The sequence below is a fragment of the Micromonospora sp. NPDC051925 genome, assembly GCF_044548625.1.
Lineage (GTDB): Bacteria > Actinomycetota > Actinomycetes > Mycobacteriales > Micromonosporaceae > Micromonospora.
This window is the reverse complement of sequence record NZ_JBIUCH010000002.1, coordinates 1-8,343: the sequence shown is the minus strand read 5'-3', so window position 1 is coordinate 8,343 and position 8,343 is coordinate 1. Positions and strand designations below refer to the sequence as shown.

Sequence of the window (8,343 nt, the reverse complement as noted above, 5' to 3'; positions counted from 1 at the left end):
CGGGTCTCGGACGGGGCCCGTCCGGTGTACGCTGCTCCCCGCGCAGGCGGGGGTGATCCGTGGGCGAAGGAGGCCGGCGCGAACCTCGGTGACTGCTCCCCGCGCAGGCGGGGGTGATCCGGTGTCCGACGATCCGAGCGGCAGCTTGCCCCGCTGCTCCCCGCGCAGGCGGGGGTGATCCGATCTCCCTGGTGGCGGCTTCGTCGCCGGTCTCCTGCTCCCCGCGCAGGCGGGGGTGATCCCTGGGTCTCGTACCGGGTGACACCCGTGGGCAGCTGCTCCCCGCGCAGGCGGGGGTGATCCGTCGATGACATTGTACTGTGGTCACTCAAGGTTCTGCTCCCCGCGCAGGCGGGGGTGATCCCACCTGCGTGGCTTGAGCCGCTAGAGTAGCTGTCTGCTCCCCGCGCAGGCGGGGGTGATCCCGCGGCGCGGGCGGCCCCCCTGCCTTCCCAAGCCTGCTCCCCGCGCAGGCGGGGGTGATCCCTCCCCTCGGGGCCCACCGTTCCCGCTCCTCGACTGCTCCCCGCGCAGGCGGGGGTGATCCCAGGTACCCGTGCACCGTCCGAGGGTCGAACGTCTGCTCCCCGCGCAGGCGAGGGTGGTGTTCCTGGTCGTGCTCGCCGGCGCCCTGGCCGGCTGGAAGATCTGGACCACCGCCGTCTCGGCCGGGGCGCTGGCCATGCTCAGCCTCGGTCTGCCGTACAACCTGGGGATGATCGTGGCCGCCCTCGGTGGAGCCTGCGTGGGGATGGTCTGCGAGCGGATCGAACGTCGCTGGTTCCCGCCGAAGCTGGCCGATCCGCTGGATCCGGGAGACCCGGCGCGCCCGGTGGGGCCAGAGGTCGCATCGGTCGCACCGGGCGCGGGGGCGACGCCCGACGACGCGCCACCGCCGGGGTCGTGCCACGCGGGCTGCCCGGTGAGCCGGTGTCGACCGGGAACGGGCGGCCGACGCCGCCGCCGACGTGGACGGAAGGTGACCGGGTGTCGATTCTGCTGCTCATCCTCGGCATGGGGCTGGCCACCTTCGCCCCCGGTACGTTCCGCTGCTGGTCTTCCGCGACCGGGAGCTGCCCGCCGACGTGAAGATCCCGTACCTGGTAGCCGGGGTGGTGACCCTGGTGACCGGCCTCTTCGTCGAACGGTTCATGATCGTCTGGACTACCGGGCTGGTGGTCTTCTTCGGGTTGCGCTGATGGCTGGAGACGATGTGACGACAGGCGACGACAGGCGACGCGAGCCGCTGCGGGTCGCGGCGGCGCAGATCGAGGCGGTCGGCGGCGACCTGGTCGGCAACACCGCCGCGCACGTCGCCGCGATCGCCTCGGCCGCCGACCGGGGCGTCCGCCTGGTCGTCTTCCCCGAGCTGTCGCTCTGCGGGTACGACTACCCGCTGCTCACCACCGACGTGACCCGGTGCGAGGTGACCCCCGGCGACCCGGCCCTGCGCACCGTGGGCCGGGTCGCCGGGAGCACGGGGTGAGCGCCGTGGTCGGCGGGTGTGCCCGGCGGGCCGACGGCTGGGCGATCGCCGCCCACGTGCTCGGCCCGGACGGGGCGGTCGCCGCCACGTACCACAAGCGCCACCTCGACGCCGACGAGCAGCGGGTCTTCGTCGCCGGCACCACCGACACGATCGTGCAGGTGCGCGGCTGGCGGCTGGGCCTCGGCGTCTGCTACGACGCCAGCTTCCCCGAGCACGCCCGGGGCCTCGCGCTGGCCGGCGCGGACGCCTACCTGGTGCCCGGCGCGTTCGTCGTCGGCGACTCCGACCACCGGCGCAGCGTCTACTTCCCGGCCCGAGCCCTCGAGAACACCAGCTATGTGGTGTTCGCCAACTTCGCCGGCGCGCACGGCGGGTGGCACTTCGCCGGTCACAGCGCCGTGTACGCCCCCGACGGCCGGCCCCTCGCCGACGCCGGCACCCCCGCTGGCCTGGCCGTCGCCGATCTCGACGACGAACGGCTGCGCCGTCAGCGCGACGCCCAGCGGATGCTCACCGACCGGGCCGCACCGGCGCCCGCCCCGGCACCGGTGATCGTCGTACCGTGACCACCCCCAGCGAACGACAACGAGGAGCCTCCGTGACCGGCATCGGCACGACCGCGATCCACGGCGACGACGCGCTCAGCCCGGCCGGCGCGGTGTCGCCCCCGATCGTGCAGAGCGCCACCTTCAGCGCCGAGACCGACGAGCAGTTCACCGAGATGGCCACGCAGGTACGCGGGGCCGCCTTCTACACCCGCTACGGCAACCCCAACCATGCCCAGGTCGCCGCAGTGGTGGCCGAACTGGAGGGCGCGGAGACGGGCCTGGTCACCGCGTCCGGGATGGGGGCGATCAGCACGATCGCGCTGGCCCTGCTGACCGCCGGGGACCATGTGATCGTGCAGCGCAGCACGTACGGTGGCACCACCTCGCTGGCCACCGGGCTGCTCACCCGCTTCGGCGTGACCTGCACCCAGGTCGATCAGACCGACGTCGACGCGTTCGCCCGGGCGCTGCGCCCGCAGACCAGGCTGGTGCTGGTCGAGACCCCGAGCAACCCGCTGCTGGAGCTGACCGACCTGACCGCCGTGGTCGACCTGGCGCACGCCCACGGCGCGTATGCCGTCGTGGACAACACCTTCGCCACCCCGGTCAACCAGCGTCCGACGGCGTTCGGCGCGGACCTGGTCTGGCATAGCGCCACGAAGTTCCTCGGCGGCCACTCCGACCTGTCCGCGGGGGTCGTGGTCGGCTCCGCCGAACTGGTCGACCGGGTGTGGCAGACCTCCATCGTCACCGGCGCGACGCTGGGCCCGATCGACGCCTGGCTGCTGCTGCGCGGCATCCGGACGCTGCCGCTTCGGATGGCGCGGCACAATGACAACGCCCTCGCGCTGGCTCGGGCCGTCGAGCAGCACCCGGCCGTCGCCCGGGTCCGCTACCCGGGGCTGGCCAGCCACCCCCAGCACGACCTCGCCGCCAAGCAGATGAGCGGGTACGGCGGCGTGTTCAGCCTCGACCTGGCCGGCGGCCGGCCAGCGGCGGCGGCCCTGCTGGCCGAGCTGCGGCTGGCCAAACGGGCGGCCAGCCTGGGTAGTGTGAGCACTCTCGTGGTGCACCCGCGCTCGATGTGGGCCGGGATCGTCGACGCCGACCAGCTCGCCGACACCGGCATCGGCGAGGGTCTGGTCCGGGTCTCCACCGGCATCGAGGAGACCCCCGACCTCGTCGCCGACTTCACCCGCGCCTTGGACCTCGTCGCCGGCTGACGTCCGACAGCGATCCGTTCCGCAATCACCAATTCACATTGATCCGGTATCTGCCATCGGTCGCCCCGGTTCGGTGATCACCGCTGCAGAAGAAGCGGCAGCTCACTACGGTCCACCGTGGACACCGGCCGACCAAAGCACCGCTTAACGTTCAAAAGATATCGGCATATGTAGATTTTTTGTGAACGAAAGGAGAAGAGTCTGAGCAGTGTTGACATCGACCATGACTACTGTTTGAATTACTCCGGCTGCAGGGAGCAACGCCGCTGAATTCTCGCGGAACCCAGGTCAACCGATCCGCTTCAACGCATTCTCATCCGCAATGGAGGGGCGATGCCCACGCGCGCGTTCAACGAGCCGGCCAGTGCATTCTTCAATGCCGGGCTCGCCGGGTCCGACCCCTGGGTGCAGGAAGCGATCAGTCGGGAGGAGAGCCGCCAGCAACGCCAGTTGGAGCTGCTCGCCCCCAAGAACTACGCCAGCCTGGCCACTCGGGAAGCATTTCGGTCGATCGTTTCCTTCACCACCATCGAGGGCTATCCGGGCAAACGGTTCCATGCCGGAATGGACAATCTCGACGTTATCGAGAACCTCGCCCGGGACCGGGCGAAAGAACTGTTCAAATGCCAGTACGCGAATGTCCAGCCACATTCCGGCACCCAGGCCAACCAGGCGGTTTTCTTCGCCCTGCTCCAGCCGGGCGACACCGTCCTCAGCATGTCGCTGGACGCGGGTGGCCACCTCAGCCACGGCCTACGCTCGAACTTCTCCGGCCGGTACTTCACCGTGGTCAGCTACGGCATCGACCCGCAGAGCGGGTTGATCGACTACGACCAGCTCACCGCACTCGCCCGACAGCACCGCCCGAAGCTGGTGGTCGTCGGCGGCTCGTCGTACCCGAGGGCCGTCGACTTCGCCCGGATCAGGACCGTCTGCGACGAGATCGGGGCGTACCTGCTGGCGGACATCGCCCACTTCGCGGGCCTGGTGGCCGCCGGGGTGCACCCGTCGCCCTTCCCCCACACGCACGTGGTGACCAGCACGACCAACAAGAACCTGCGCGGGCCCCGGGGCGGCCTGATCCTCACCGACGACCCCGTGCTGGGCCGGAAACTGGACTCGGCGATCTTCCCCGGCGTGCAGGGCGGCCCGCTCCCCGAGTTCATCGCCGCGAAGGCGGTCGCCTTCGGCGAAGCCCTCCGACCGGACTTTCGGGAGTACGCCGAGGCGGTGCTCACCAACGCCCGCCGGCTCGGCGCGGTCCTCACCGACCGTGGCTACGACATCGTCACCGGCGGCACGGACACCCCGATCGTCATGGTGGACCTGCGCCGGCACGGCCTCACCGGGAACATCGCCGAACGCAGCCTGGAGAACGCCGGCATCCCCTGCAACAAGAACCTCGTCCCCGGTGACCCGCACAAGCCCTCGGTCACCTCCGGGCTGCGATTCGGCACCTCTGCGGTGACCACCCGGGGGCTGCGCGACGCGGAGCTGCACGTCCTCGCCGGGCTCGTCGCCGACGTCCTCGACGGCCTGGTCAACCAGTCCGAGCACATCGCCAAGATCGAGACCGAGGTCCGGACCCAGGTCGAGGAACTGGCCCGCCGGTTCCCCATCCACCAGCGCTGACCCACCGGAGGGTGGACCGATGGCACACATTCTCTTCGTCGACTCGAACGTGCCGGGCATGGACGCCATGCGGCGGGCCCTGTCCGCCGGGCACCGGGTCACCTTGATCACCTCGACCGACTACCGGATGTACCCGGACAACGCCGAGACCGCAGCGGTCCTGGCAGCCGTGCACCGGAGACGCCAGATCGAGATGGCCAGCGACGTCCCGACGCTCACCGCGACGGTCCGTGCGGTGCTGGCCGAGGAGCCCATCGACGCGGTGATCACGCAGAACGAGTTCTGCGTGGAGGCCACCGCGCTGATGGCCCGGGAACTCGGCCTGCCGTTCACCGACACCGACGCCGTGGTCACCGCGCGGCACAAGGGACGCACCCGGGACCGGCTCACGGCCGCCGGGCTCGCCTCCGCCCGCTACGCGGTCTCGTCCACCGTCGAGGAGGCCGTCCAGGCGGCCGGGGCGATCGGCCTGCCGGTCATCGTGAAGCCGCCGAGCGGTGCCGACAGCATCCTCGCGTTCCGCGCCGACACCCCCGCCGAGGTGGCGGAGGCGGCCCGCCGGGTGCTCGACGAGGTCGAGCGGCTCCCCCGGCTGATGCACGACCAGTTCACCCGGGGCGTACTGGTCGAGCAGTACCTGATCGGGGAGCTGGTCTCCGCCGAGGTGGGGGTCGGGAACGGACGCTTCTACCGGTTCATGCTCTCCGGACGACCCCGGGCGATCGCCAACGAGTGCGTGGAGATGGGCGCGTTCATGCCCGCCGACGTCACGCCCGCGACCGCCGACCGGTGCTTCGCGTACGCCGAGGAGGTCTGCCGGGCCCTCGGCCTGGACCTGGGGATCTTCCACATCGAGCTGATGGTCACCGCCGACGGCCCGGTGCTGGTCGAGGCGAACCCCCGGCTGATGGGCGGAGTGATGCCCAGCCTCTACCAGCACGTGACCGGGGTGAACATCCACGACAGCCTGCTCCGGATCCACCTGGGCCAACCCGTCGAGGAGCCGCTGCCGGCAGCGACCGCGTGCGTGACGACCCGGAAGCTGATGCCGTTGCGGGCCGGCCGGCTGGCCGACGAGATCCCACTGGACTGGTTCGACCAGTACGACGACCGGGTCATCGCCTTCGACCCGTACCGGTTGACGCCGGGTGCGCAGGTCGCCGAGCTGGAGATCCTGGCGCGTTACCAGGTGCGGGGCGCGAACCTCGCCGAGGCGAGCCGGGAGGCGGACGCCCTGCTGGACCTCTTCGAGAAGAGCGTCGGCGTACCGCTGATCCGGTGACCGACGCCCGAGAGAGGAAGGCGGCACCCGTGGAAACCCGCGACAGCCTCCGTACGCTGGCCCGGTCCCGGCCGTTCGTCGCGCTGTGGAGCAGCATGTTCGTCAGCACGATCGGCACCGGTCTGCTGCTCGTCGCGCTCTCGGTGGCGTACTACCAGCGCAGCGGGGAGGCGCTGGCCGCCGGGCTGGTCTTCGCCGCGCAGTTCCTGCCGCTGATCGTGCTGATGCCGATCGCCACCCGACTCTGTGACCGGCTGCCCACCCGGGCGCTCATGGTCCGGCTCGACCTGGTCTCGGTGGTGGTGTCGGTAGGCATCGGGGTCGCCTTCGGGCCCACCTTCCTCCCGGTCTTCCTGCTCCTCGTCGCCCGGGGCTTCCTGGAGATGACGACGAAGTCCGCCCGGGGGGTGGCCATCAAGACGTACCTCCCGGACGAGTTGGTGGAGCGGGGCAACACGCTGCTGAACAGCGCGTACTTCCTGGGGTCGGCGGCCGGGGGCCTGATCGGCGGGATAGTGATCGGCCGGGTGCCGGTCGTCGTGGTGGCCGTGCTCGCCTCGGTGGGCTTCGCGGTCTCGGCGGCCTGCTGCCAGGCGCTGCCGCCCGCGCCCGCCCCGGGCAGCGGAACCGGCGTGGCGTCCGGGGTGTGGCGTCGCTCGCTGGGGGTGCTGCGGCAGGACCCGCAACTGACCCAGGCGTTCAGCTATCTGGTCGCGACCGTGGTGCTCTTCCAGGGAGTGAACCAGATCGCCCGGGTCTGGCTCCCGCTGACCTGGCTCGGTACGCCGGCCAGCGGCGCGTCCTGGCTGGAGGCGGTGAGCGTCTCCGGAATCGTCGCCGGGATGGTCCTGGTGATGGCCGGCCTGCCGGGACGCTGGCGACCTCCGGTTCGACTGCTCTTCGCGCTGACCGCCGGACTGATGCTGGTGCCGTTCGCCACGCACTGGACGGTGCCGGCCTTCGCCAGCTACTTCGTCTACACGATGGTCTTCGAGATCGTGTACCTGATCTCCTTCGGGGTGGTGCTGGCCCGCACCGACCAGGCCGACCTGCCCGCCGTGATGGTCCTCTTCTACGGGGTCGCGTTCTCGGGGATGACCGTCACCGTGATCGTCGTGGGGGCGCTCACCGACCGGTATGGGCTCCCCGCCGTGCTCCTGGCGGTGGCGGCGGTCGCGCTGGCCACCGTGGTCGGGACCGAACGCCGGGCCCGTCGAGGCGCGGCCGGGCCGGCGGCGGCTCCGACGCAGGCAATCCCGCAGGACGCCCGCCTCTCCCGAACAGGTAGGACGCGATGAACATCCGCTTCGTCAAGCTCCAGAGCGGCGCCTCCGACCACCTCGTCGTCAATGCGGTCGACGTACCGGCTCGGCACTGGGCCGGCCTGGCCCGGACCCTGTGCCAACCCACCCGGGGGGCCGGGGCGGACGTCCTGATCGGGGTGGGCCACACCGGTCAGGGCCGGTTCGACCTCAGCTGCCTGGGCGGCGACGGGGTCACCGTGCCGGCGACCGTCTGGACCGCTGCTGCGGCGGCGGTCGCGATCCGCCGCCGGTACGGCTACCAGGCGGTACGGCTCCGCGCCGATCACCTGGCCTTCGAGGTCTCGGTGGCGGGGCAGGAGGTCCGGGTGCACCTCGGCGGGCACCAGTCCGCCCCGGACCATCCGGACGGCTGGCGGATCACCGTCCGGTACGCCTTCGACGGGGAGATCGCGCACCATGCCCCCGCCAGCGACCTCTTCGCGGACTGACGCTTCCCCACCGTGCTGCAGCCGCTCCCAGCGGGCGACCACCCAGCAGGGCGCCAACCACAGTCCGCGATTCAGCCAACTGCAGTTGGAGGTGGGAGAGGCGCCATGACCGACAACCCGACCGACCAGGCAGAGCACCACGCCTCCGCACTGATCCAGACAAGACTCCGCAGTCCCTTCCAGGACGGCCGCCCCCTACACCGAGGCCGAGGTCGCGCGAGCACTGAGTGGGTGATTCGAGAGCGTTCGTCCAGTGTGGGTTTGTAGACGGTCTGAGGGCCGGGCCCTCGCCAGCGGGTCGTCGGTGAATGGCGTAAAAGGTGAGCCTGTGTCGTAACCGGTGAGGTTCGTCGGCGTTGTGATGGTCGTGGGCGAACGAGCGGCGTACCCGAGCGATCTCACCGATGAGCAGTGGG

7 protein-coding genes and 1 CRISPR repeat array are annotated in these 8,343 nt (G+C 70.9%); all 7 genes read left to right on the top strand.

Going from position 1 to position 8,343, the window contains the following annotated elements; all coding sequences use genetic code 11:
• Positions 1-31: 31 nt before the first annotated feature.
• Positions 32-608: a CRISPR direct-repeat array (repeat unit 28 nt; unit sequence CTGCTCCCCGCGCAGGCGGGGGTGATCC).
• A 590-nt stretch (positions 609-1,198) separates the two neighbouring features.
• Positions 1,199-1,486: a nitrilase-related carbon-nitrogen hydrolase gene (locus ACIG87_RS02995; RefSeq protein ID WP_396847629.1), complete on the top strand. Its 288-nt coding sequence runs from the start codon at positions 1,199-1,201 to the stop codon at positions 1,484-1,486.
• Positions 1,483-2,055 (top strand): carbon-nitrogen hydrolase family protein, encoded by a 573-nt coding sequence (locus tag ACIG87_RS02990; protein WP_396847628.1) that lies wholly within the window; start codon positions 1,483-1,485, stop codon positions 2,053-2,055. The genes ACIG87_RS02995 and ACIG87_RS02990 overlap by 4 nt, the downstream gene beginning before the upstream one ends.
• A gap of 32 nt (positions 2,056-2,087) precedes the next feature.
• Positions 2,088-3,260, top strand: a complete 1,173-nt coding sequence (locus tag ACIG87_RS02985; protein WP_396847626.1) for a trans-sulfuration enzyme family protein — start codon at positions 2,088-2,090, stop codon at positions 3,258-3,260.
• 333 nt (positions 3,261-3,593) lie between these two features.
• Positions 3,594-4,892 carry a serine hydroxymethyltransferase gene (gene glyA / locus ACIG87_RS02980; RefSeq protein ID WP_396847624.1) on the top strand — a complete coding sequence of 433 codons (1,299 nt, stop codon included), beginning with the start codon at positions 3,594-3,596 and terminating at the stop codon, positions 4,890-4,892.
• A gap of 19 nt (positions 4,893-4,911) precedes the next feature.
• Complete coding sequence (locus ACIG87_RS02975) at positions 4,912-6,174, top strand: ATP-grasp domain-containing protein (protein WP_396847622.1); 1,263 nt, start codon at positions 4,912-4,914, stop codon at positions 6,172-6,174.
• A 29-nt stretch (positions 6,175-6,203) separates the two neighbouring features.
• Complete coding sequence (locus ACIG87_RS02970; RefSeq protein WP_396847620.1) at positions 6,204-7,472, top strand: MFS transporter; 1,269 nt, start codon at positions 6,204-6,206, stop codon at positions 7,470-7,472.
• Positions 7,469-7,927, top strand: a complete 459-nt coding sequence (locus ACIG87_RS02965; protein WP_396847618.1) for a hypothetical protein — start codon at positions 7,469-7,471, stop codon at positions 7,925-7,927. The genes ACIG87_RS02970 and ACIG87_RS02965 overlap by 4 nt, the downstream gene beginning before the upstream one ends.
• Positions 7,928-8,343 lie beyond the last annotated feature (416 nt).